The organism is Dyadobacter sp. 676 (assembly GCF_040448675.1).
GTDB lineage: Bacteria > Bacteroidota > Bacteroidia > Cytophagales > Spirosomataceae > Dyadobacter.
On the sequence record NZ_CP159289.1, the window covers coordinates 3664510 to 3686736 of the forward strand.

General features: G+C 51.2%; 18 protein-coding genes and 1 pseudogene. 8 read left to right on the top strand and 11 right to left on the bottom strand.

Annotated elements, in window-relative coordinates:
- Positions 1-7: 7 nt before the first annotated feature.
- On the bottom strand, positions 8-1045 hold the full coding sequence (locus tag ABV298_RS16525; RefSeq protein ID WP_353717303.1) for a hypothetical protein: 1038 nt from the start codon (positions 1043-1045) through the stop codon (positions 8-10).
- Positions 1046-2020: 975 nt separating this feature from the next.
- On the opposite strand from ABV298_RS16525, the gene ABV298_RS16530 reads away from it, so the two are divergent.
- Genes ABV298_RS16530 through ABV298_RS16540 form a run of 3 tightly spaced genes read left to right on the top strand, consistent with a single transcriptional unit; the run spans position 2021 to position 6344 of the window.
- Positions 2021-3313: an amidohydrolase/deacetylase family metallohydrolase gene (locus ABV298_RS16530; RefSeq protein WP_353717304.1), complete on the top strand. Its 1293-nt coding sequence runs from the start codon at positions 2021-2023 to the stop codon at positions 3311-3313.
- Positions 3314-3315: 2 nt separating this feature from the next.
- Positions 3316-4569 (top strand): amidohydrolase/deacetylase family metallohydrolase, encoded by a 1254-nt coding sequence (locus tag ABV298_RS16535; RefSeq protein ID WP_353717305.1) that lies wholly within the window; start codon positions 3316-3318, stop codon positions 4567-4569.
- 11 nt (positions 4570-4580) lie between these two features.
- Positions 4581-6344, top strand: a complete 1764-nt coding sequence (locus tag ABV298_RS16540) for a c-type cytochrome (RefSeq protein ID WP_353717306.1) — start codon at positions 4581-4583, stop codon at positions 6342-6344.
- A gap of 51 nt (positions 6345-6395) precedes the next feature.
- On the opposite strand, the gene ABV298_RS16545 is transcribed toward ABV298_RS16540, so the two are convergent.
- Positions 6396-7703, bottom strand: coding sequence for a T9SS type A sorting domain-containing protein (locus ABV298_RS16545; protein WP_353717307.1), 1308 nt, complete (start codon positions 7701-7703; stop codon positions 6396-6398).
- A gap of 701 nt (positions 7704-8404) precedes the next feature.
- Here ABV298_RS16545 and ABV298_RS16550 point away from each other — a divergent pair.
- Positions 8405-9955, top strand: coding sequence for a tail fiber domain-containing protein (locus ABV298_RS16550; protein WP_353717308.1), 1551 nt, complete (start codon positions 8405-8407; stop codon positions 9953-9955).
- A gap of 56 nt (positions 9956-10011) precedes the next feature.
- On the opposite strand, the gene ABV298_RS16555 is transcribed toward ABV298_RS16550, so the two are convergent.
- The 7 genes from ABV298_RS16555 to ABV298_RS16585 are packed head-to-tail and all read right to left on the bottom strand — an operon-like array spanning position 10012 to position 15200.
- Positions 10012-10911: a carbon-nitrogen hydrolase family protein gene (locus tag ABV298_RS16555; RefSeq protein WP_353717309.1), complete on the bottom strand. Its 900-nt coding sequence runs from the start codon at positions 10909-10911 to the stop codon at positions 10012-10014.
- Positions 10902-11516, bottom strand: coding sequence for a GNAT family N-acetyltransferase (locus ABV298_RS16560; RefSeq protein WP_353717310.1), 615 nt, complete (start codon positions 11514-11516; stop codon positions 10902-10904). Before ABV298_RS16560 ends, ABV298_RS16555 begins: the two co-directional genes overlap by 10 nt.
- The gene (locus tag ABV298_RS16565; RefSeq protein ID WP_353717311.1) at positions 11513-11917 is read right to left on the bottom strand and encodes a ketosteroid isomerase-related protein; all 405 of its coding nucleotides are present in this window, start codon (positions 11915-11917) and stop codon (positions 11513-11515) included. The genes ABV298_RS16560 and ABV298_RS16565 overlap by 4 nt, the downstream gene beginning before the upstream one ends.
- Positions 11918-11963: 46 nt before the next feature.
- Complete coding sequence (locus ABV298_RS16570) at positions 11964-12374, bottom strand: hypothetical protein (protein WP_353717312.1); 411 nt, start codon at positions 12372-12374, stop codon at positions 11964-11966.
- A gap of 5 nt (positions 12375-12379) precedes the next feature.
- Positions 12380-13417 (bottom strand): ABC transporter ATP-binding protein, encoded by a 1038-nt coding sequence (locus ABV298_RS16575; RefSeq protein ID WP_353717313.1) that lies wholly within the window; start codon positions 13415-13417, stop codon positions 12380-12382.
- Positions 13414-14466: an iron ABC transporter permease gene (locus ABV298_RS16580; protein ID WP_353717314.1), complete on the bottom strand. Its 1053-nt coding sequence runs from the start codon at positions 14464-14466 to the stop codon at positions 13414-13416. The genes ABV298_RS16575 and ABV298_RS16580 overlap by 4 nt, the downstream gene beginning before the upstream one ends.
- Positions 14466-15200, bottom strand: a complete 735-nt coding sequence (locus tag ABV298_RS16585) for an ABC transporter substrate-binding protein (RefSeq protein WP_353717315.1) — start codon at positions 15198-15200, stop codon at positions 14466-14468. The genes ABV298_RS16580 and ABV298_RS16585 overlap by 1 nt, the downstream gene beginning before the upstream one ends.
- Between ABV298_RS16585 and ABV298_RS16590 the strand changes: the two genes are divergently transcribed.
- Positions 15172-15639 carry a hypothetical protein gene (locus tag ABV298_RS16590; RefSeq protein WP_353717316.1) on the top strand — a complete coding sequence of 156 codons (468 nt, stop codon included), beginning with the start codon at positions 15172-15174 and terminating at the stop codon, positions 15637-15639. The two genes, ABV298_RS16585 and ABV298_RS16590, sit on opposite strands and share 29 nt — an antisense overlap.
- A 132-nt stretch (positions 15640-15771) precedes the next feature.
- Here ABV298_RS16590 and ABV298_RS16595 read toward each other — a convergent pair.
- Positions 15772-16220, bottom strand: a pseudogene (locus tag ABV298_RS16595) (DUF5618 family protein).
- Positions 16221-16310: 90 nt separating this feature from the next.
- On the opposite strand from ABV298_RS16595, the gene ABV298_RS16600 reads away from it, so the two are divergent.
- Together ABV298_RS16600 and ABV298_RS16605 are read left to right on the top strand one after the other, a co-directional pair.
- Positions 16311-17420 (top strand): ligase-associated DNA damage response exonuclease, encoded by a 1110-nt coding sequence (locus tag ABV298_RS16600; protein WP_353717317.1) that lies wholly within the window; start codon positions 16311-16313, stop codon positions 17418-17420.
- A complete protein-coding gene (locus ABV298_RS16605) occupies positions 17417-19015 on the top strand; it encodes an ATP-dependent DNA ligase (RefSeq protein ID WP_353717318.1) in 1599 nt (532 codons plus the stop codon). The genes ABV298_RS16600 and ABV298_RS16605 overlap by 4 nt, the downstream gene beginning before the upstream one ends.
- Positions 19016-19482: 467 nt before the next feature.
- Here ABV298_RS16605 and ABV298_RS16610 read toward each other — a convergent pair whose 3' ends face one another.
- Positions 19483-19698 carry a hypothetical protein gene (locus ABV298_RS16610; RefSeq protein WP_353717319.1) on the bottom strand — a complete coding sequence of 72 codons (216 nt, stop codon included), beginning with the start codon at positions 19696-19698 and terminating at the stop codon, positions 19483-19485.
- 47 nt (positions 19699-19745) lie between these two features.
- Between ABV298_RS16610 and ABV298_RS16615 the strand changes: the two genes are divergently transcribed.
- Complete coding sequence (locus tag ABV298_RS16615) at positions 19746-22208, top strand: ligase-associated DNA damage response DEXH box helicase (RefSeq protein WP_353717320.1); 2463 nt, start codon at positions 19746-19748, stop codon at positions 22206-22208.
- Positions 22209-22227: the final 19 nt, after the last annotated feature.

The window sequence follows — 22227 nt, forward strand, 5'->3', positions numbered from 1 at the left end:
CTGACGATTAGATACCGCTGCCCTGGTTGTGGCAGTTTTCGATCATTTTGTCTCTCAATTCGATCGCTTTGGCAAGTGCATCGTTATAGCCTGCTTCAACGGCCGCAGTATTGGTGTTTTTGATTTCTTCTGCACGTGCTTTCGCGATGGCAGCGATCTCTGTACAGCTTCCGGTTTTCGCAGCTTCGAGCTGGTTCACTTTATCCAGGTAGTCGAGCAACTGGATGTTGATCAGCGCTTTCAGGTATTCATATTGGCCCGGGCGCAGGAAAGGCTTCGCTTTTTCCAGTGCTGCCAAAGCTTCGTTGGCGATTTTGATGCCTACCTGGCGAAGTGCCTCGAAACGCTCGGCGCTGTTTTCGCCGGTACATTTTTCAAGGTTTTTCTGGATGCGTTCCAGGTCTTTGGCATAAGCTTCGTTGATTTTCGCAAGCTCTCTTGCCTTGCCTTCGTCGAGGCGTTCTTTGGTCCTTTCGAACTTCTCGTTAGCGCGGGCGATACAGTCGTCGGCGTCGCGTGCTTCAACGGCCGGGCCTGGCTTGGCGGTGCTTTCTGTTACGGCACCGGTTCTGCCGCCGTCAGGAAGCCCGTCTACCTTCGCAGCGGTAAGCAACGAAAGATAGCCCTGAAGTTTCGCATCGGCCGACACTTTGTTCAGGATCGAACGCACCTGGTCCGAATTGAGTACTGTTTTGGATGCCTGCGATGGCGAAACTTCGTTCAAAGCCTTGATTTCGGCTTGTGAAAGCGAAGAAGATACCTCTTCGGCAGCCTTTGAAACGCTCGCGGGAATGTTGCCGGCTGTAACCGTGCTCAGCGACTTGTTTAACTCCTGAGTCTTGGCCGAAGGCTCCACTTTTCCGGGTACCAGTTTGATGTCCGGTGTTTCCTGCAGTGTGGTAGGTGCAAGTTCCAGCTTGTCCAGTTGGTTGGAAAGCTCTGTGTTGGCAGGTTCGAGTGAATCAGCTTCTTTGTCCTTACAATCATAAAGGAAGAATGTAAGGAACGTCAGAAGGGTGAGTAACCTCAGTGTACGTGTTTTCATACGAGTTAGATTTAGTGAAAAGAATTATGGCGGATTATTAAATTGGTTTATACTAAGTACACTATCTTCCCGGGTCAGCGGGCCTGCGAAGGCCTGACCAAGCGATGGCTGATTACCGGATGTAAACAGTCTGGTATCCCCAATCGCACGGTAATGCCGGGGTATTGCTTTCACAATGCCGGCCGCCTGCGCGAACGGATACGCCTATATGTAATCTGTCATGCCATAATACAACCCATTTGGCTGCAAAGCATGATCAGCGCCGCACGTGCCTTTCCTTCATCCCAGGAGGAATTTTCGCAATTATCAGTAAGAGGAAGATGACCGGACATCCCTTGGCCGGACGTCCTTGAAACAGAATAGTCAACAGATAGGGTAGGATTGCCGACGCGCCCTGAACGGGGACGCTCTGCACTGGGTCGCCCTAGGTAAGGGTGCCCTGAATTCGGTTGCCCTGAAACGGGCCACACGCTGCTTCGTGGCGAAAGCCATTGATAACGATTTTCCATCATGTCTTTTAACGTTGAGTAAGTTATTATCCAGACAGAGTTTCCGCTTTAACAGAATTCCACTAGCAATTGTCGACGTTATTTTACGGTCTAACTCATTTGTGTAAAATAAAATCTACAACAAGTTTAAGGGATTAGATTTCAATTTCAAAATAAAATTATTGCGGCTAATTGTTAACTCGCTGTAAATCAATGCATATTATTTTTAGTAATCCAGATATTTCAAGATGTTCTTTTAAAAATTACACAATGCATCGGCGCCGGAAGCCCGGTTTATACTACAAGTAACTTATAGTATAGCGACAGTCTGGCGAAAAAAAGTAAGAGGGTGCCTATTTGTTGGCGATGATGGTTAATGACCATATTATAATTGGCTATTTGCTGTTTTTTCGAAATGAATGGCTATATTTTTATAGAAGCATGCTTTCTAAAAGTGTTTAAATACCTAAATCCTAACCAACATCTCATGAACTTTTTCAAACTGCTTCGGTCGCAGTGTGCGGGTATCCGCTTTCCGGCAGGGGTGCTGCTTGTGCCCCTCCTTGCCGGTGCGTCGTTTGGCCAGCCCATCGACCTGCTCATCAAAGGCGGCCATGTCATCGACCCCGGGAACCGCATCGATGCGATCATGGACGTGGCTGTTACCGCCGGGAAGATTACACAGGTAGCCGCCGGTATTCCCGTATCCGATGCCAAAAAAGTGGTTGATGCCAAAGGACTGTACGTCGCACCGGGCTTTATCGACATGCATGTCCATGTTTTCAATGGGACAAGCCCGGACGCTTACATTGCCAACGGGCATACGAGCGTAGCGCCGGATGGTTTCACCTTCCGGGCGGGCGTCACGACGGTTGTCGATGCCGGCTCGTCGGGCTGGCGTAATTTCAAGCTTTTCAAAGCGCAAACGATCGATCGCTCCCAGACGCGCGTACTGGCTTTCCTGAATATCGTAGGTGCCGGGATGGCCAGCCGCTATGAAGAGCAGGATCTGAGCGACATGAACCCGGTAATGGTGGCGAATATGATCAGGCGCCTGTACCCGAATCTGATCGTCGGCATCAAATCAGCCCATTACTGGGGTGATTATAGCCAGGTACAGCGTGCTGTCGAAGCGGGGAAGCTGGCGGATGTGCCGGTTATGGTCGATTTTGGCGAGCACCGGCCGCCGTTGTCGATCGAGAAGCTTTTCAGGGAATACCTCAGGCCGGGCGATATTTTCACGCATACTTACGCCCACGGGCCCAACGACCGCGAGACGGTGGTGGACGAGCACGGTAAAGTGAAGCCTTTCGTGCTCGAAATGCAAAAGAAAGGGCTGGTGTTCGATGTCGGCCATGGCGGTGGCGCGTTTGCATGGAGACAGGCCATCCCGTCCGTCAAACAAGGTTTTCTTGCGAATGTCATCAGTACTGACTTGCATACCGACAGTATGAACGGAGGCATGAAAGGCCTCGACAATGTGATTTCGAAATTCCTGAATATGGGAGTTTCGCTTGCCGACGCCATTCTGCGCGTGACGTGGAACCCCGCGCAGGTAATCAGGCGTCCCGACCTGGGGAGCCTCACGGTAGGTAACGAGGCAGATATCACGGTTTTCAACGTTCGGACGGGCGACTTCGGTTTTATGGACACCCGGAGACTGAGGATGAAAGGGGACAAGAAACTGGAAGCCGAGCTTACGATCCGTGCAGGCAAAGTGGTGTGGGACCTGAACGGCATCAGCGTTCCGGGTTGGGAATCTGAAATGCAGGGCAAATAGGTATGAAAAAGCAATTCTTTAAAATCCATCGCCCGTTTTTTTCCGCCTTATGGCTTGCATTTGCTGCTCTGACGGCCCCTGCCGCTTTTGCGCAATCCTATGAGCTGGTCATCAAAGGGGCGCATGTTATCGATCCGGCCAATTCGCTGAATGCGGTAATGGACGTTGCCGTCGGCCAGGGTAAGATCGCCAAAGTGGCGCCGGTAATCAACGACAGCGCGTCGCAGGTGGTCGTGGCCGATGGCCTCTATCTCACACCCGGTTTCATCGACCCGCATACGCATGTGTTCGTGGGGCCGTTGCCGGGGCTATTTGCGAACGGCGTAAACAGCGTTTCGCCGGATGATTTTACATTCCGGTCGGGAGTAACGACCGTCGTGGACGCCGGTACTTCCGGCTGGCGCAGCTTCCCGCTGTTCAAAAAGCAGGTAATCGATCAGTCCAAAACCCGCATTCTGGCATTTCTGAACATTGCCGGAGGGGGCATGACGGGTGCCGGTCACGAGCAAAATTTAGCGGATATGAATGTGGATTCCGCTGTTGCCGTGATACGGCAATATCCCGGGATAATCGCAGGGGTGAAGATCGGCCATTATAATGGAAAGGAGTGGACGCCATTTGAAAACGCATTGAAGGCGGCTGGGCTGGTTGGTAAGCCGCTCTTTGTGGAATGCCATTTGCCGGAGTATTCCCTGGAAGACCAGCTCTCCAAAATGCGGCCGGGCGACATGATTACCCATACGTTCGAGAACATAAAAGAGCGCATGCCGATCGTGGACGCGAACGGGCGGGTGCACCCGTTTGTGCTCGAAGCCCGTGAAAGAGGTATTTTGTTTGACCTTGGGCACGGCGGAGCGGGCTTCTGGTTCGATCAGGCCATGCCGGCCGTGAAACAAGGGTTTTATCCTAATTCTTTCGGAACGGACCTGCACCGTTTCAGTATGAATTCGGCTATGAAGGACATGGCCAACGTGATGTCGAAGTTTATGGCAATGGGGTTGTCCCTTGAACAGGTCGTGAAAATCGCGACCTGGAACGCCGCCAAAGCCATAGGCCATCCCGAGTTGGGTAATCTGAAAGAAGGCAACCCTGCCGATATCGTATTGTTCCGCCTACGCAAAGGCGCTTTCGGTTTTATGGATTCGGCAGGAAGCAGCATTGGCGGCGCCCGAAAGCTGGAAGTGGAACTGACCGTACGTCAGGGCAAAGTAGTATGGGACCTGAATGGTATCGCAGCCAGGAAAAAAGGATTTTAATCGAACCCGACATGTATTTTTATAACCAGAAATTCGAAAAGACCGGCACATGCCTGATTTTCGTACTCTTTACGCTCGCACTCGCCGGGGCAAATTATTCGCCCCAGGACAGACTTCCTGCCGGCGATCCGGACAATGGCGGCCTCTCCACGCCCGGCGGCTTCGAAACGCTCGTTGTGGCCGACAGCACCGGTTTGGCCCGCCATATCGTGGTTAACGACAACGGCGATATTTACATCAAGTTGCGCTACTTCGGTAAAGGCCAGGGCGGCGGTACCGTGGCGCTCAGGGATACCACCGGCGATGGAAAGGCGGATATTATTCAAAACTTCGGCAATTACCGGGACCATAGCAGCCTCGCCAACGGGATCACCATTCGAAACGGGTATCTTTATTATAGTTCCTCCCTGGCCGTGTACCGCAGCAAGCTCATTCCCGGCCAGTTGCTACCCGAGGAAAAGACGGAGCTCATTCTCCGGGACGACCACGAGCATGGTGCCCATTGGCATATTACCAAACCCATGGCTTTCGACGACCGGGGAAATATGTATGTCCCGTTCGGGGCGCCGTCGGATGCCTGCCAAGATATGGTTAACTCGCCGGGCGGGAAGCCGGGGAGTCCGGGTATAAATCCATGCCCCGATCTGGAAAAGCACGGGGGAATATGGAAGTTCAGTGCCGACAAGCCCGGTCAGACGCAGGCCGATGGTACGCTGTATGCCACCGGTTTAAGAAGCATTGTAGGAATGCGCTGGAATCCTGCTGATAAAAGCCTTTATGCCGTCGTTCATGGCCGCGATAATCTGCATCGTCTTTTTCCCGGCCTTTTTACATCCTGGCAAAGCGCGGTGTTGCCTTCGGAGGAGTTTGTGAAGGTGACGCAGGGAACCAACGTCGGATGGCCGTATTATTACTATGACCAGATGAAAGGCAAGAAAATGCTCAATCCGGAATATGGCGGCGACGGTAAAAAAGAGGGCGATGGGGCCAGGTACCAGAAGCCGCTTATCGGGTTCCCGGGGCATTGGGCACCGAACGACATGCTGTTTTATCAGGGTAGCCAGTTTCCAGAGCGATACAAAAACGGCGCATTCATTGCCTTTCATGGCTCTACAAACCGCGCACCTTACCCGCAGGCCGGATATTTCGTATGTTTCGTACCGTTCAGGGATGGAAAGCCGTCCGGCGACTGGGAGGTGTTTGCGGACGGTTTTGCGGGAGTGGATCCGATCATCAACGTCAGCGATGCCAAATTCAGGCCGATGGGTCTAGCCGAAGGCCCCGACGGCTCGCTTTACATCACCGATTCGCGCAAGGGAAAAGTGTGGCGTATCATGTTCAAGGGGGATAAACGCCGTTTCGGTGCGGCGCAGCTGGCGGCGATGGAAAAGCATAAACAGCTCGCACACATACGCACCCCCGACGAAGTTGCGGATAATCTGGATATCAAAACCAAAGAATCGGGGCAGCGCATTTATAATACCTACTGCACCCCCTGCCACCAGCGCAACGGGCTGGGCGATGGCAGCCGTTTTCCGCCACTCGGCGGCTCGGAATGGGTGACAGGCAATAAAAAGCGCCTCATTGAAGTAGTTGCCAACGGGCTGGAAGGACCCATTCAGGTGGCAGGTAAGCCTTATAACGACCTGATGCCGAAGCATGATTTCCTCAAACCGGAGGAAATAGCCCAGGTGCTTACCTATATCAGAAAGAACTTTGGAAACGATGCGGATGCGGTGTCGGCGAGTGACGTACGACAGGTATTGGGTAAATGAAAAAGAGACCGCCGGATCTGTTCCGGCGGTCTCTTTTTGAAAGGGTTCCGCTTACGGTACCAATACCTTTTTTGTGATGGCGCCGGCTTTGCCGCGTTTCAGCGAAAGTACGTAGAGGCCCGACGGCAACGTATTTTTGGGTTTCAGTACAAACTCGTTGCCCGACTGGCTGAGCGAGAACCGAATTGCTTTTCCCGACAGATCGAAAAGGCCGATATGCGACGCGTTCTCATTTTTGAGCAGGAATCTGATCTCGCGGTTAGCTACCGGATTTCCCAAAAGCTCGAATGCAATGCTGTTAGCGCCATTATCGACCGCGATTATCCTCGAATAGTCCGAGCTGCCGTCTGCGTCGACCATCCGGAGGCGGTAATAATTATTGCCGTTCAGGGGCTTGTTATCCACAAAACCGTATTGCTGCTTTACCGACGAGTTACCTTTCGCCCGCACGCGGCCGAGCTGGATGAACTCCCGGCTATCCGCACTTCTCTCGATATCGAAATGACTGGCACCCGCCTCTTCGGTGGTGGTCCATGAAAGGCTCACCGCATTGTCGAGCAGGGACCCGTTGAAGCGCGCCAATACAACCGGTAAAGTGATGGTGCAACCGTTTTTGAGCTCGGCGATAATGGCATTGGGCAGACTCGGGCCTGTCAATTCCACCCAGATCGAGCGTTTATCTTCGAGGAATGCGTACGGATAATTCTCGTCTTTGCTACGGATCGGTTCCGATGACGACAGGTTGGTAGCCGGGCTTGTGTAAAAAAGATCGTCTCCTGCGCCGAAAGACGTTTGGCCGTCTACCAACACGCCGTCGTCCAGATACAGTTTATAGGTAACCTGGAATGCCGATGGGCTGGTCGAAATAATGTCGAGGTCGTATGTCCGGGGGCCTTCGGGTTCGTTACAGTTGATCTTGCCGGTTATGACCGGGTCGTTGATCCGGAGATTGAAGCCTTTGTTGTAGCAATGAATGTTCGGATTGGCGCTCGCTGCCTGCGTCGACCACACATACCCTTTCAGAATAGGGAGCGCATTACATGCGCCCGGCACCGGGAACTGGACGTTGTCGATCGTGATCCGGGACAAAGTGCCGCTCAGAGGTTCTTCATTAATGTTAAGACCGGCGGAAAGCGGGATCACATTGGCTGGGTCGGCGCTGTATGTCGACAGCAGCGACACGTCTCCGTCGGTGTCGATTGCAAGTGTGGCAAGTAAACCGCTTCCCAGTTGGGTAACTTTCGGGCCTTTGGATTCATAGGAAATGCTTGGGTAGCCGCTTGGTTTCCAGAGGTGTACGTAAGTGAATTTGTTTCCGTTGTTCTTGTCGATCGTGAAGGAAAGGTTGATGTTTACCATGCAACTTCCGCCGATATCGGAAACACTGTTTAATTCAATTGCCGGATCTACCAGCGTGCATTGCGCGGAGGACTTGAAAGGAACTGCCGTGGCTGCAAACAATATGCAGGCCCAGAGGTAAAGGCTTTCATGATAGAGGACGTTTAGTGACTGAAAAATGACGGGTCAATATACGTCTAATATCTTGAAATAATTAAAATTTCGAAAAGTGGAGATAGTATTTTTTACTATACTGTATCTGCAAATTTGCTTTTGTATAACTAATATTAAACAGCGGAAATTTGTTGGCTATATACGTAGAAAACGTTCCTTAAATAAGCGCAATTTACTTTTATTAAAGTGAATATAAGTAGTTTGTGCTATTGTTGAAGTGTTTGTTTTTTGCTTGCAATTTTGTTGGTAGTGGATTTGGGAATCGACATGGAAGGCAAAGCAGATAAGTTGAATGGGGGGGGGGGGTGTTTATTAGAAAAGTACAATTCGGCTACCGCGATGGGTACAAAAGTGCCCCGATTGCCGCGTAGGTTGAATTTCCCTATTACAGGTCTGTTGAGACACAGTAAGTGTTTGACCATTAGCTAACTTATATAGGCCATTCGATCATTGCTTTTGACAATCGTTTTACAAACGTCTGTTTTTGTGGCCGGCTCCGGAAGTTCCGGATGATTCTTCCCATCAATGGTTCTTTAAAAATGCAGACTATGAAAATGCTTTCGTTTTGCATGATGCTCGTGTTGTGGCATATGCTTGCCCTGGCGCAGGTTCCCGAGCAATTCAGCTTCCAGGGAGTAGCCCGAAAGGCGGATGGTAAATTGGCGAGTAATGCCAATGTGGGTATTCGGGTTACCATTCGCTCGGAAAATTCATCGGGGACAGTCGTTTATCAGGAAACGCACACAGTGCAGACGAATGCCGCGGGAATTTTCAATATTCCCATCGGTGGGGGAACGGTGGTGAGCGGCGCATTTGGCAATATTTCCTGGCAATCATTCCCTCATTTCTTACAGTTGGAAATGGATCCGGAGGGAGGTACCACGTATATCGACATGGGTACTACTCAGCTACTGAGTGTTCCCTATGCAACGCAGGCAAAGGAAGCAACCAAATGGCATGACGGTTATCCAGTGGTACAAAAGATGCAGTTCGGGCCCGACATAGATATCAATGATCCGGATGTGGTAAATGACCCGGATCTTGTTAAGTATTTATTGCCCTCGATCGATGAAGGAAACAGATTAATATGGTACCCGCTGAAAGGGGCTTTCCGTGCGGGGAGTTCCGTGAACGGTAAATGGGAGGGGTCAGAGATGGGTGAGTATTCTGCGGCATTTGGGAGTGATAATTCGGCAAAAGGATTAGCGAGCATTGCCTCCGGAGTTGGTTCTTCTGCGGCGGGCAGCTTCTCTGCGGCGATAGGCTTTGATGCCTTTGCAACAGGACATACTTCGACCGCATTTGGATTTGAAACACAATCCAACTACAAGGGTAGTTTCGTTGTCGGAATGTTCAACGCACCTCAAGGATCGGGAGGAAGTAACGCGCCTTCCGCGGACGATGCGATTTTTCAGGTGGGGAACGGAACCGCCGGTAACAATAAATCGAATGCGGTATCAGTATTGCGGAACGGAAATACCGGCATAAAGCTGGACATTGATTCTCCCGGATACCCTCTTGATGTTGGTGGGCGCATTCGTACAAGACATGACGGCGCGACGACGTCAGGGATTCATTTTAACAACTCTCAAAATGTAGTCGATGGCTTTATGGGTATGAAAACGGATGCCCAGATCGGCTTCTGGATCAATAATGCATGGCGTTTCTGGATCGACAATGCCGGTAACGGAACCCTGGGAGGTACATTGTCGCAAGGTTCCGATCGCCGGCTTAAACGTGACATTACTCCGCTTTCCGCCAGTTTGGGAAGACTGACCGGTCTGAACGGCTATCATTATTACTGGAAGGACAAAGAGCGCGACCAATCATTGCAAACAGGTCTGATCGCCCAGGATGTGGAAGTATTGTTCCCGGAGCTGGTCCGAACCGATGAAAAGGGTTTCAAATCGCTCAACTACATGGGCCTGATCCCGCATCTGATCGAATCCGTGAAGGAGTTGGCGAAACAAAATGCGAGATTGGAAGCGGAAAACGCGAGCTTTAAAGTTGATAACAAGGTATTCCGGGATCAGTTGACAAGTCTCGAATCAAAACTTGATCAGCTATTGAAAACTTCCCCGGACAGGACTGCAAAATAGAACTTTGAAGGCGACGTTTTATAGCGGCATTTAATTTGAATGCCGCTATTTTGTCTTTAGATGGATTTCAAAACGATAGAAACCTTATTTTCCGCCAGCCCGATAGCCAGCTGTACCTGGTCCCTGAAATTGAATACATGTCCGTCCTTTCTTACCTCCTCCAATAATCCGAAATGGAGGGTTTGCACCAGCCAGCCTTCCTTCTGTGCGGGCATTTTGGCGATAATGCCTTCTTCGGGCATGTCTTTGTCGGGTGTGGTGTAAAATGCGGCATAGCCGTAGTTGAGATCGACGGCCGGAGACCATAATGCCTCGCCGACGGTTTGGGATACTACTGTGAATGCCTGGTTTTCGAGTGCGCGGGCACGGGCGCCCACATGCACACGTGTGGCGCCGCGAATGGTTTCGGTGCAGCTTGGGGCAAGAATCAGCTGGGCGCCGGCTTCGCACATTTTATGTGCGCCTAACGGGAATTCGACGTCGTAACAGATCTGAATGCCGAATTTACCCCAGGACGCTTCGAAAACCGTCAGTTGTTTAGGCGCACTTTCGATACCCCAGTGCTCGTCTTCGAAGCGTGTCATGAAGAATTTATCCTGGTACCCTGCAAGGCCATCCGAGGAAAATACAAAAGCCCGGTTCAGATTCCTGTCCTCTTCGATCACCGGGATGCTTGGAGCGACGATGATGACGCCGTATTTCGCGGCAAGCATTTCAAAAGTTTTGCAAAAGTTATCCTTCAATGCGTTTAGCTCGTGGATCTGCCGCCGGATGTCATTGCGGATTTCAGCATCGAAAATACTAACGAGCTCCATGGCCCCATACTCCGGGAACAGCAACAATTCCGCACCCCGGATCGCGGCATCGGCTACCCATTTTTCGGTGTGCTGCTGCCAGGAAGCGAAATCGACGTGTTCGGTAATAGGATATTGTGCCGAGGCAATGGTTACTTGCATGGCTGGTCGTTGAGTAGTTTGGTCCAGAAAATCATGGTTTTTGGGGTCGAAACCGGCTGCCCGAGATCGGGCCATTCCATGGTACTTTGCAATACATGCTCCTTTTTATAACCGCGTTTCAGCCAGAATGCGTCGTTGGAACGGTAATGGGCGGGTTTCAGCGGGTGGCTGTCGCCACGATCGACGGAACAGAAACAGCAGGTCGTGAAATGGTTAAAACTTCGTGCGTGTGCTTCGCGCTCGTCGAAGAAGCGGTGCCCAAGGCCAATACCGCGATAGGCGGGCAGAAGAATGCTTTCCCCGAAGTAGAAGACCGATCCGACGTCGAAACCGGCGTCTTGAAATGGCTTCCTGATTTCGGCGGTTTCATCTGCCAGCGGAATGCAGGTGGTGGCGCCAACCATCGTTCCACCCGCGTAAACGGCAAATAAAAACGAGCGTTCGGATTGCAGATAGGTTTGCAAATAACCTTTTTCGTATTCCACACTTCCTTCATACAGATAGGGATATTCTCTGAAAACGACGATGCGAAGCCCGGCGAGGTCGTCGAAAACTTCGGCGATCCCTGCGCCGGTCTTGCGCACAAATGTCAGTTCCCCGGTCATGGTTTCGAAACCAGCTCGATCCAGAGCGGAAGGTTGTAATAAGTGGTTACACGGCTGATCTTGCCATCGGTCACTTCCAGAAACGCCCCGGCGGGTAGCACATAGGACTGCCCGTGTGCTTCGGGAAGTCCTTCTTCTGCTTTTTTGTAAATGCCGTTCACGGTAAATTCAACAGCAACGCGTCTGTCCTGCGGCTCGCTGAAGAATACCATGTCGGTCAGCGTCTCTTCGTAGGCTTCATCCATTTTTTTAAGGAATTCCGTGAATTTCTTCACTCCGATACGGACATCGCCCTGATTCGCTTCATGCCTTACTTCGGGATGGAGCAAAGCGAGCATGCCCTGCCAGTTTTTTGCATTGAAGGCTTCGTAGTATTGCCGGACGGTTTCCAGTGCAGTCATTGTTTTCAGTATTTATTCAAAAAATTAATTGGACAAAAATAATGGGCTATTCGCTCTTATGCGGCCTTTTGTCCAGTGAAACCTGTCCGTTCGCGTCTTTCCGGTACACAGCCAGGCAGTTGGGCGCAAATTTTTTGTCAAAATGCGGCTCGGTAGCCGTCAGCGAATTAGGAAACGGTTTTCCCGCGTCGAAAAAATAGACTGTCGTGGTGCCGTATTTTGTGTAAGGCATAAGGTCTCCGTATCGGGCCATGTCCTTTGAAAGCGTATCTTCGACCGTCACGGCATACACCCGGACGATCGGTCCGGTATTGTTTTCGTTCCGGTACATCGCCACTTCCCGGAATCCGCCCTGGAGATCGTCAACGGTCGGCTGGGATGTCGAATCATAAACGATATAGCCGATAATGATCGCCAGCATGAGCAACAACAGGTTTTTCTTGTTTTTTAAAAGCATATAAATCAATTGGATAAGTCATTTGAAAAATATAACCGCATTTGGCCGACAAGCTCTTGCACAGAGGTAACCCTGCACAGCCGGTTTTCAAAATTTATTTCAGCTTCAAATCCGTTCTCTGTTTCGCTGGCGGTGATACGGCATGGTGCGTCGCGGTACCTGCTTATCCCCAGCCCTTCCCTTTGAAGGGCACGTTTAGCCCAGAAAACGGGTCTTTCAGGGCCTTCGAGATAAACGTGGGCGTTCCCGACAGGCTGATGAATGATAAACATGCCGGTGGAGCGGTCGAAAGCGAAACCGTTTTGGGAAAATGTGGCCTCAAAAGCACCATTTAACACCAGATCTTCGGGTAACCCTGTCGTGAGCAGACCGTTGGGTCGCATAAGCCAGAGTTCGTCGGCGGTCTGTAACGCAAGGTCCAGCTCGTGCGTGCTCAGCAGGATCGCCTTGCGGGTGTTGCGCGCGAGCTTGTGCAGCAAACGCATCATTTCCACCCGGTTGGGCAGGTCGAGATGGGCAGTGGGCTCATCGAGGAGGATCAACGGCGTGTCCTGCGCCAGGGCGCGTGCAAGCATTACCTTTTGTCTTTCACCGTCGCTCAATTGGCTCATCCGGCGGTCGAGCAATGGGGTAATACCGGCCTGTTCAATGCTTTGCGCGATTTTGAAATGATCCTCCCGGCCAAGTGTTCCCAGCCACCCTGTGTATGGTGTGCGTCCCAGTGCCACCACTTCGCGGGTACTGAGGTTACCTGCGTCGATCCTGTCGGTAAGCACTAGGCTTAGCTTTTGTGCCAGTTCTGCGGGTTTCAACGTGCCGAGTCTCCGTCCGTCGATGACGATTTGGCCTTCCAACGCTGGCTGTAAACCGCTTAGAGTACGCATCAACGTCGATTTTCCCGCTCCGTTCGATCCCAGCAGACATACCAGGCTACCCGACCGGAGCGTGACATTGAGGTCCGACGCAACCGTCCGTTCATTACCGGCCGACCGGTAGCCGATGGTCAGCGAATGGGTTTCGAGTATGGCTGCCGGGGTTTTCATGAGAATGCTGAACGTAAGTTGTTGCGCCGGATAATGATCCAGATCACCACGGGCGCTCCAAGCAACGACGTGACTATATTGATAGGGATCACGGTTTGTGTGCCCGGGAGCTGCGCAATGATGTCACACAATAAAAGTAATACCGTCCCGGTGAGGCAGGTTGCCGGAATGAGTACGCGGTGATTGGATGTGCCGAAAAGCGAACGGGTAATGTGCGGAATGGCTATGCCCACAAAGCCGATCGGCCCGCAGAATGCGGTAACGCTGCCGGTGAGTAAGCTGGTGCTGAGCATGATCAGCAGGCGCGTCCGCCCGACGGTAAGTCCCATGCTTCTCGCATAATTTTCTCCGAGTAATAATGCGTTAAGGGATTTTGAGGAAGCGAACGCCAGCAATAGGCCTGCGACAACTACCCCGGACAATACATATAAATGGTAACCGGTAACACCCCCCAGTGACCCGAACGTCCACATAATGTATTCCTGCAATTGCTCGGGCTGGCTGAAATACTGCCAGATGCTGATGATCGAAAGGGTAATGGTGCCGATCATGACGCCGACGATCAGCAGGATCACATTGTCGCGTATCCTTCCGGCGATCAGGAGTATAAGTGCTAAAACCAGAGCTGATCCCAGGGAAGCCATGCCGATAACGAGCCAACTGCCCGAAATGCCCAACTGGCTGATCGCGTACATGCTCGCGCTGCTCCCGCCCGCGAGCATGACAGCCGCCACGCCGAGCCCCGCCCCGGCGGTAATGCCCAGCTCCGACGGCCCCGCCAACGGGTTTCGGAACAACGTTTGCATTTGCAAGCCGCTGACCGACAGTCCGCAGCCGGCCAGGATCGCGGTGATGGATTTGGGTAAACGTATTTTTTCAATGATGAAAAGCCACGCACGGTTCTCCGACTCGCCGGTTGTCACGATGCGGAAAACCTCTTTAAAAGGTATCGCCACAGAACCGAGCATGATGTCGAGGCAGAAAAAGGCGACGGCAAATATTCCTAGCAAACTGAATATCCAGTTTTTGTTGTGACCCGTCTGCATCATTAGGGAAGCTTTTTGTAATACACGAGCTGATGATTCGGAAGGAGCTCAGGGTGAAAAATCCGGATCATATCGGCCAGCACAGTATGCGGGTTCACGCTACCCGATTCGAAGAAGTCATTGGAGCCCTGGTCGTTAACAAGGCGGTTATAGCTGTATAAATCGCCTGTTTTCGCCGCTTTAAAATTGGCGTAACGGGTATCCATGGCAATGATGCTTTTTCGGGTGTCGTGGCCGCCGAAGCCGACATTGAGCCAATAGTCCGCTTGGAGGGCGATTGTCGATACCGCTTCGAAGCTCAGGGGAAGGCTTCCGGTAGCGGAGTCGTTTTGCCAGGGATAAAAAGCGCCCGCGTCCTTGAAAAACCGCGCCATGTAACTGTTGCCGCCGGGGACGAACCAGGCATCTTTGGTGTTCAGGCCGGATAATACCGTCGGTTTTGTGGCCGCCTTTCCTGCCAGTGAAGCGAGCCGTGCATATTCCGATTCGACCTGCGCGAATTTTTCGTTTACCAGTTCCTCCTTGTCCAGCAATGCCGCCATCAGCTTCACCCATTCCGCCCGCGCCAGCGGCGTTCGTTCCACCCATTCGGAGTTGATCAATACCGGAATGCCCGCTTCTTTCAGCATGCGATAGTGGTCCATTTTTGCCCCGGGATTGCCGATCGTCATTACCACATCCGGCTGCATTTCGATTAATTTTTCGTCGTTGAGCCCCCCCATCGCGGCCCACTTCAACGATTTTTTCCGCTTTGATCATGTCCACCACTTTCGGGGAATACACATATTGCAGGTTTCCGAGGCCGGTCAACACATCTTCCGTGCCCAAAAATCCGAGCAGGCCCACATGCATGGAAGACGTTGCCACGAGACTTTTTACGGGTATTTCAATGTGTTGGGCGTTCGGATAACCGGTAGGGGTTATTGCCCCTTTTCTCTGGAGAATATATCGCAAAGTATCGCCCTGCCCACCGAAAGGATTGATAATATTGACAAGTTTGAAGTCATTGAAATACCGGATAGTAAACCCCTTTGCGTGGTGAATGCCGGTTCGGGTAAATTGTGTGGCCGTGTCGGCGGGCGTCGTCTGTTGTTCCCGTTGCTCGTTCGACGTGGTACAAGTTTGAATGAGAAAGGCCAGGAAAATGAGCAGGCTGGATATTCTGGGCATAACTGATAATCGGTGAATCCGTAATCGGGCGGCCCGTTCATTGTTTCGGCGACCCGGCCAAAATTAGTTATTTCCTGACGGCTTTGTAGCAAACCGATCGTTCAATCCGCGGATAACAGCATAAGCAGACACTGGGTTTTAAATGTAATTCAGCATTTGTCTGACACCATTCATACCATTTTGCATGGTATCTACTGAACGGGTACCATGATAATAACCAGCCAAATGAAGCTCGTCGTATGCACTGGCAAGAAGCCGCAATAGTTTTTTATCGTGCATTCTTATTCGTGTCATATAATCCTCGATACTCTTCGGTTTGGTAAAATGAATGCCTTCTTTCTGCCTGAGATATTCGTCACATCCTTATAAAGGCCATCTTTCTTACCTGCTTTCTCGCTCAGCAGCTGACGGGCATTTTCAAGATACCGCTCTGCTTCCTGTGTAGGCGTAAGGGATAGTTCGTGTTGTTTCGGCTGTGCCATAGTGATGTGTTGAACCTTTATGCGAACATTTTCAGATAAGGTAACATTCAAGTTGGCGATAAATTTTGAATTTAGTTCGTAAAGCGATGTGTAATTCTGGCGCATTTGGAATATAAGTTGCTTTCAACCGGCTGGTTAAAGCATTTGGAGGCAACAGGTTGGGACGTTTGGCATACTTTTGATAAATTCCCGATTATGCCAAAACAGCCTCTTTTACAGTTTACCGGCAAAAGTATATACTGTGCCGTCGCCGATGTCCATATCGATCCCTGGATGCCCGTCGGCCGTGCGATCATTACGCACGCGCATAGCGATCATGCGCGTTGGGGAAGCCGGCATTACCTTGCGCATCACGACAGTGCGCCGATTTTGCGGCTGCGGTTAGGACAGGATATCAACCTGCAGACGGTGCGCTACGGGGAAAAATTTATGATCAACGGCGTAAAGTTCTCGCTGCATCCTGCCGGCCATATCATCGGTTCGGCGCAGGTGCGGGTCGAATATCAGGGGGAAGTATGGGTGGCGAGCGGGGATTACAAATTGGAGGACGACCATTTCGCGGCGCCGTTCGAGCCGGTCAAATGTCACGTGTTCATTACAGAATCCACATTCGGATTGCCCATTTATAAATGGCAGCCCCAGCAACAGGTCATTTCGGAGATCGACGAATGGTGGGCCCAAAACCGTACGGAGGGCAAAGCCAGCGTGCTGATGGGCTATTCGCTGGGTAAAATGCAGCGGATTTTAAGAAATATCCGGTTGCAGGATTCGATGCTTTACGCACACGGGGCTATTTACACGGTGAATGAACGACTGCGTGAAGCAGGTTTCGATTTGCCTGAACTTACGTTGGTTACCAAGGATACCGACCGGAAGTTGTTCCGGGGCGCATTGGTACTTGCCCCGCCGTCGGCAGACGGGACAACCTGGATAAAAAAGTTCGCCCCTTACTCGGTCGGTTATTGCTCGGGCTGGATGGCGCTGAGGGGAGCCAAGAACCGCCGCGCGGTGGATCAGGGTTTTGTGTTGAGCGACCACGTCGACTGGCCGGACCTGAACCGCGCCGTGAGGGAAACGGAGGCGGAAAAAGTATTTGTGACGCACGGCTATACCAGTATTTTCTCCCGCTGGCTGAACGAGAACGGCATCGAAGCCGCGGAAGTGAGCACAATGTATGGCAATGAAGACGAAAATGAGGAAGAAGAGATGGTGCAGGACGCCGCTGCCGGGCTGGAAGCTTATGAAGAGCATAAGCAAGAGCTCGACGAAGGTGCGAATACGGATAAAAACAGTGTCGGGCTATGAAGCAGTTTGCCGAGCTTTTCATGAACCTCGACCGTACGAACAAAACCAATGCGAAAGTCGAGTTGCTGAAAAACTATTTCATCTCAGCGCCGGATAATGACAAATTATGGGCATTGACGTTGTTTACGGGACGCAGGCCATCCTTTAAAGTCAACCGGACGCAGGTGAAAGAATGGGCGGCGGAAGAGGCGGGAATTCCGATGTGGCTTTTCCAGGAAAGTTATCACAGCGTAGGCGATCTGGGGGAAACCATTTCGCTGCTTTTGCCGCGCACCGGTTTAGGCGGTTCCGATAAATCGCTGGCCGAATGGTTTGGTTACCTCGGTATGCTTCCCCGTATGGCCGACGATGAAAAGCGGGATCATATTGTCCGGGCCTGGAAACAGCTCTCGCAACATGAGACATTCGTATTCAACAAACTGCTGATGGGCAGCTTTCGTATCGGCGTGTCGCAGACGCTCGTTATCCGCGCGCTCGCGGAGGCGACGGAAACAGATTCCAACGTAATAGCCCATCGCGTAATGGGCCAGTGGGATCCGATTGAGACTACTTTTGAACGACTGATATTAGATAAAGGCGAAAACGACAATGCGTCGAGACCTTATCCGTTTTTCCTCGCTTATCCGATCGAGGGCGACGTGGCCGACCTTGGCGACGCAGCCGACTGGTTTGCGGAGTGGAAATGGGACGGCATCCGATCGCAGATTATTCACCGGAACAGAGAACTTTTCATCTGGACCAGAGGCGAGGAGTTATCCACCGAAAAATTTCCGGAATTGCATTTTCTTAACGACGTTCTTCCGGGCGGAACCGTGCTCGATGGTGAAATCGTAACCTATTCCAATGGTCGGCCGATGCCGTTCAATGTCCTGCAAACCCGTATTGGCCGCAAAAATCTTTCCAAAAAAATACTGGAAGAGGCGCCCGTAGCCTTTCTGGCTTATGATATCCTGGAAGCGAACGGCGTAGATATCCGCGGGCTCACACAGGAACAACGCCGGGCCCAACTGGAAGCGATTCATGCGAGCGTGCCTGCTCAATCCTATTTTAATTTATCGCCATTGATCGATTTTAAAGACTGGCAACAGCTGCGCGACCTTCACCCTTCATCCCGCGAAAACATCGCCGAAGGGTTTATGATCAAGCGCAGAACGGGCACGTACCTAGTAGGCAGGAAAAAGGGCGACTGGTGGAAATGGAAAATCGACCCGCTGAGCGTCGATGCGGTGTTGATTTATGCGCAGAAAGGTTCCGGCCGCCGCGCTGAGCTATTCACCGACTACACCTTCGCCGTATGGGGCGACGATGGGAAGCTGGTGCCTTTTGCCAAAGCGTATTCGGGCCTAACCGACGCTGAAATCGGGCAGGTCGACTATTTCATCAAACGCAATATCCTCGAAAAGTTTGGCCCTGTGCGTACGGTAAAGCCGGAGCTGGTTTTTGAAATTGGTTTTGAGGGAATTAACGAATCGTCGAGGCACAAGTCGGGCATCGCCGTCCGTTTCCCGCGCATTTTGCGATGGCGGAAGGATAAAAAGGCGGAGGAGGCGGATAGTTTGGACAGCTTGCGGAAGATTTTGGGTAATTATAAATGACCTGGTGTTTGCTATGATAATTTTGATTTTATCTCAAATAAATGACATCAAATGTTAAATCTGCCTGCCTGTTGTTCACCATATTACTTTTAGAGTGTCGTAAAACTTAAATTTCTGATCGATCGTGATAACATACAGAGTTTCGGTGATGGCGGTTGCTATCAGCATTCTGTCAAATGGATCACGGTGATTCTCGAACAAGGGTAATTGATCGTAACAATCAAAATTCCGGTTTCATAGAGATGATCTGAACGCCAATTTTTTGTATTTCCTCATAGTACCGTGAAATTGGCTGACAGTTCAAGCTTGCCGGTTTTCTTTTTAATAGACATTTCGAAAAAGGAGAGGGTGCTCGCGTAGCAAACGGAGTTGATATCTTCGATGATAGTTTTGGCGGTCTTAGAAAGATTATGATGTTGTCCAAGGCTCCAAAGTATAGTGTGTGTATCTAACAAGTAGGCCATTAATTAAATATATTCATCTAAATCACTCATATCATCATTGAAATCGTCAGCCATCTTAATTGTTCCGCTCATGGTACCGAGCTTACGTTTCCGGACAGAAGATGTTGGTTTGTCTTCGGTCATAAAGGTTACCAAGACTTTACTGGCCGTCTTGACGGGCGGCGATTCTTTTAAAATCACTTTTCCGTTTTCATAAACACCTTCAACAGTTGTCAGCATAACTTTAAGTAGTTGATCCCGTTTAACAAATATAACCAAATTATCCCTTGACCAAATCCCGCGGACATAGCATTGTTGAGCAATGGTTTAAAGATAAAAAATGGAAGTGGGCGGCCTTTCAGAAAGAGGCGGCTAAGGCATATCTGGCGGGGAAAAGCGGATTGGTGAATGCTCCCACAGGTAGCGGAAAGACATACTCGCTGTGGTTGCCGATATTGATCCGGCATATCGATTCGCTTCCTGGAAAACCGTTAAAAACGAAAAAAGGCCTGCAAGTTCTTTGGATCACACCGCTCCGGGCGCTTTCGAAGGACCTTTTCCGGAATATGGAAATGGCGGCGCTGGAAATGAACCTCACATGGCGTGTGAGCATACGCACAGGCGATACGGGTGCACGGGAGCGTAATGAACAGAAAAAGCAAATGCCCGATGCGCTCATCATTACGCCCGAAAGCCTGCATATGCTTTTTACGCAAAAGGACGCTTCCGCGCTTTTCAAAAACCTGCACACCGTAGTGGTAGACGAGTGGCACGAACTTATGGGCAGCAAACGGGGAACCCAGACGGAGCTCGCATTGGCCCGGCTTCGCACGATTAACCCCGATCTTCAGACCTGGGGCATTTCGGCTACGATCGGTAACCTCGACGAGGCCAGGCAGGTGCTGCTGGGCATGCATTTCCCGCAGGAAAAAGCGATAACCATCCGTGCCAACACCGATAAAAAGATACTGGTTGAGAGCATTATGCCGGAAAGGGTCGAAACCCTGCCATGGTCAGGGTATATGGGTATCAGGTTGGTCGACAAGGTGGTTGAAGTCGTGAACCGGAGCCGTACGACGTTGCTTTTTACCAATACGAGGTCGGGAACGGAAATATGGTACCGGACGATCATTGAAAAATACCCCGAATTCGCCGGTATAATGGCATTGCACCACGCATCGCTCGACCGCGAGATCCGCGATTGGGTGGAGGAAGCGTTGCACGACGAGCGTCTGAAATTGGTGATCTGCACGGCGAGCCTTGACCTGGGCGTCGACTTCCGGCCCGTAGACACAGTTATTCAGGTAGGAAGCCCCAAAAGCATTGCACGTTTTGTGCAGCGAGCGGGCCGGAGCGGACATCGCCCCGGTGTGGATAGCAAGATTTATTTTTGTCCAACCAATGCACTGGAGCTCATAGAAGCGGTGTCGTTGCGTGAGGGCGTAATCAAAAATATGATCGAGGACAGACCGCCGGTGGCGCACGCTTTCGATGTGCTGGCGCAATGGATGATTACCCTGGCGGTAGGGGAAGGTTTTGATGAGGCACAGCTATTCGAGGAGGTTCGGAATGCGTATGGTTACCAATATCTCAACCGCGGGGAATGGGAGTGGCTTTTGGGATATATTACCACGGGCAGCCCGTCACTCACGGTTTATGACGAATACAGGAAAGTAGAGCGTGTGAACGGGCGTTACCTGGTGACGAGCCGGCGCATCGCACACCGGCACCTGCTGAGCATGGGTACGATTGTATCGGAAGTTTCGCTGAAAGTGAAGTTGCAGAGCGGCCGATACCTTGGGTCGGTGGAGGAATCGTTTGTGACGTGGATGAAGGCAGGGGACGTATTTTTCTTCGCGGGAATGAGTGTGGAATTTGTGCGTATCCATGAATTGACCGTGACCGTGAAAAAGGCCGAAGGTAAAAAGGGCTACCTCGTACGTTGGGCCGGAGGACGTATGCCGTTGTCTTCGCAACTTTCCGCATTCATCCGCGAGCGCCTGGCCGATGCGATCGAAAACCCGCATAAGGAAGTGGAACTTGCCAAAATGCAACCCCTGCTCGAATTGCAGGAAAAGCGTTCCGTTATTCCGAAAACCAATGAACTGCTGATCGAACAATGCGAAACCCGAGAGGGATATCATATCTTTATATTCCCGTTTGAAGGTCGGCTGGTGCATGAAGGGATGTCGATTTTACTCGCCTACCGGATCAGCCAGCTGCGCCCGATCACATTCTCGGTGGCGATGAACGATTACGGCTTCGAGTTGCTAAGCGATCAGTTCGTGGATATAGGCGAAATCCTGGCGGAGACGGACCTTTTCTCGACTAAACACCTTGTGGACGATATTTACCAGAGTGTGAACGCGACGGAAATGGCCAAGCGGAAATTCCGGGAGATCGCGGCCATCGCCGGACTTATGTTTCAGGGGTATCCGGGTAAATATGTCAAAACGAGGCAATTGCAGGCATCCACTTCGCTGCTGTTCAATGTGATGAGCAAGTATGAGGATAATAATTTGCTTATCAAACAGGCATACCAGGAGGTTTTCACCTACCAGCTTGAAGAAGTCCGGATGCGCGAAGCGCTCGCCCGGATCGAACATCAGAAAATAGTCATACAACACACCGACAGGCCGACGCCATTTTCATTCCCGATCATGGTCGACAGGCTCCGGGAGCAATTAACTTCGGAAAAACTGGACGACAGGATCCAGAAAATGATCAAACAGTACGGTAATGCAGATTGAGATCAGAGGCAACCATTTT

What these genes read in the sequence shown, in the direction of transcription:
- ABV298_RS16525 (WP_353717303.1), bottom strand. Translation starts at nt 1,045, where the DNA reads ATGAAAACACGTACACTGAGGTTACTCACCCTTCTGACGTTCCTTACA.
- ABV298_RS16530 (WP_353717304.1), top strand. Translation starts at nt 2,021, where the DNA reads ATGAACTTTTTCAAACTGCTTCGGTCGCAGTGTGCGGGTATCCGCTTT.
- ABV298_RS16535 (WP_353717305.1), top strand. Translation starts at nt 3,316, where the DNA reads ATGAAAAAGCAATTCTTTAAAATCCATCGCCCGTTTTTTTCCGCCTTA.
- ABV298_RS16540 (WP_353717306.1), top strand. Translation starts at nt 4,581, where the DNA reads ATGTATTTTTATAACCAGAAATTCGAAAAGACCGGCACATGCCTGATT.
- ABV298_RS16545 (WP_353717307.1), bottom strand. Translation starts at nt 7,703, where the DNA reads ATGGTAAACATCAACCTTTCCTTCACGATCGACAAGAACAACGGAAAC.
- ABV298_RS16550 (WP_353717308.1), top strand. Translation starts at nt 8,405, where the DNA reads ATGAAAATGCTTTCGTTTTGCATGATGCTCGTGTTGTGGCATATGCTT.
- ABV298_RS16555 (WP_353717309.1), bottom strand. Translation starts at nt 10,911, where the DNA reads ATGCAAGTAACCATTGCCTCGGCACAATATCCTATTACCGAACACGTC.
- ABV298_RS16560 (WP_353717310.1), bottom strand. Translation starts at nt 11,516, where the DNA reads ATGACCGGGGAACTGACATTTGTGCGCAAGACCGGCGCAGGGATCGCC.
- ABV298_RS16565 (WP_353717311.1), bottom strand. Translation starts at nt 11,917, where the DNA reads ATGACTGCACTGGAAACCGTCCGGCAATACTACGAAGCCTTCAATGCA.
- ABV298_RS16570 (WP_353717312.1), bottom strand. Translation starts at nt 12,374, where the DNA reads ATGCTTTTAAAAAACAAGAAAAACCTGTTGTTGCTCATGCTGGCGATC.
- ABV298_RS16575 (WP_353717313.1), bottom strand. Translation starts at nt 13,417, where the DNA reads ATGAAAACCCCGGCAGCCATACTCGAAACCCATTCGCTGACCATCGGC.
- ABV298_RS16580 (WP_353717314.1), bottom strand. Translation starts at nt 14,466, where the DNA reads ATGATGCAGACGGGTCACAACAAAAACTGGATATTCAGTTTGCTAGGA.
- ABV298_RS16600 (WP_353717317.1), top strand. Translation starts at nt 16,311, where the DNA reads ATGCCAAAACAGCCTCTTTTACAGTTTACCGGCAAAAGTATATACTGT.
- ABV298_RS16605 (WP_353717318.1), top strand. Translation starts at nt 17,417, where the DNA reads ATGAAGCAGTTTGCCGAGCTTTTCATGAACCTCGACCGTACGAACAAA.
- ABV298_RS16610 (WP_353717319.1), bottom strand. Translation starts at nt 19,698, where the DNA reads ATGCTGACAACTGTTGAAGGTGTTTATGAAAACGGAAAAGTGATTTTA.